General features: G+C 74.5%; 2 protein-coding genes. One reads left to right on the plus strand and one right to left on the minus strand.

Annotated features, from left to right (window positions below; genetic code table 11):
* On the minus strand, positions 1–461 hold a 461-nt coding region (locus ACFFNX_RS49955; protein WP_378213522.1), incomplete at its 3' end, for a sensor domain-containing protein.
* Between the two features lie 133 nt (positions 462–594).
* Here ACFFNX_RS49955 and ACFFNX_RS49960 point away from each other — a divergent pair.
* Positions 595–1,335, plus strand: a complete 741-nt coding sequence (locus ACFFNX_RS49960) for an ABC transporter ATP-binding protein (protein WP_378213523.1) — start codon at positions 595–597, stop codon at positions 1,333–1,335.
* The last annotated feature ends 91 nt before the right edge of the window (positions 1,336–1,426 follow it).

The raw sequence follows: 1,426 nt of genomic DNA on the forward strand, positions 1-1,426 counted from the left end.
CGTCCGCCCGACAGGACGGGCAGCCACGCGGTGAGCAGTGTGACCGGCAGGGCGACCCCCGCGGCGGCGACGGCCAGATCCAGCGGCCACAAGACGGTGGCGAACAGCACCGTGAAGCCCAGTTCCCGCCAGGTCGCGGCCTCGCGTACCCGGGTCGCCAGCCAGCCTCCGACACCCGGACGGTCTGGGGCGCGGTGCGGGCCGGCCACCGGCTCGGCGCCCATCAGGCGCAGCCGCCACCGCTCGAACGCCGCGACCGGCACGCCCGCGAAGGCCAGCGCCGCCAGCATCGGCAGCCCGATGAGCACCGACGCCAGCGTGCCGCCGACGACCAGCACCGCCGCCACGACGGTCAGCACGAGGGTTCCGGGGATCGAACCGGTCACCAGGTACGCCAGGCTCCGCCACGGCCATGCCGACGCCAGGAGACCGCGCCGCCGCAGTGCCCTGATCGCTTCCATCACGCCAAGATAGAGGCGGTTTTCGGGGGCGGACCATCCGGCGCGGGTGACGGCGGGGGTAAGGCGGGGCATACCCCGTACACGGTGGCCTGGCTGATCGACCCGGCCCCGGCCGTACCGGTTGCCTGGATCCATGGACATCGTGCGGCTCACCGCGGTGAGCAAGACCTACGGGACGGGCCCCGGCGCCGTGACCGCCCTGGACGAGGTCTCCCTCGAACTGGCGGAGGGTTCGTTCACCGCCGTGATGGGTGCGTCGGGCTCGGGCAAGTCGACGCTGTTGCAATGCGCCGCCGGGCTGGAGCGCCCGACGTCGGGCGCGGTCTCGCTGGCGGGCAAGGACCTGGCGCGGCTGCGCGAGTCCGCGCTGACCCGGCTGCGGCGCGAGACGATCGGCTTCGTCTTCCAGTCCTACAACCTGCTGCCCGCCCTGACCGCCGAGCAGAACGTCGGGCTGCCGCTGCGGCTAGCCGGACGCCGACCCGACGCCCGTGCCGTACGCGCCGCGCTGGAAGCCGTCGGCCTCGGCGACCGGGCACGGCACCGGCCCGCCGAGTTGTCGGGCGGGCAGCAGCAGCGCGTCGCGATCGCCCGTGCCCTGGTCGCCGCGCCGCGCGTGCTGTTCGCCGACGAGCCGACCGGGGCGCTGGACAGCACGGCGTCGCGCACGGTGCTACGGAACCTGCGGACGCTGGTCGCCGACCGGGGCCAGACGATCGTCATGGTCACCCACGACCCACTCGCCGCCGCGTACACCGACCGCATGGCGTTCCCGGCCGACGGCCGCCTCACCGGAACCCTGGAGCATCCCGACGCGATGACCGTCGCCACCCGTCTAAGCACGATCGAGACCAGAGAGGCAGCCGCATGCTGACCGTCGCGGCCGCGGGCCTGCGGGCCCGCTGGGCCGCCCTGGCCGGTCCCCTGGCCGCGCTCGCGCTCGGCGTCGCGGTGATCGCCACGAT

This window comes from Actinoallomurus acaciae (assembly GCF_042429965.1).
In the GTDB taxonomy this organism is placed as follows: domain Bacteria; phylum Actinomycetota; class Actinomycetes; order Streptosporangiales; family Streptosporangiaceae; genus Actinoallomurus; species Actinoallomurus acaciae.

Bases quoted from the DNA above. Each gene is read 5' to 3' on its own strand.
- ACFFNX_RS49960 (WP_378213523.1), top strand. From the start codon at position 595: ATGGACATCGTGCGGCTCACCGCGGTGAGCAAGACCTACGGGACGGGC.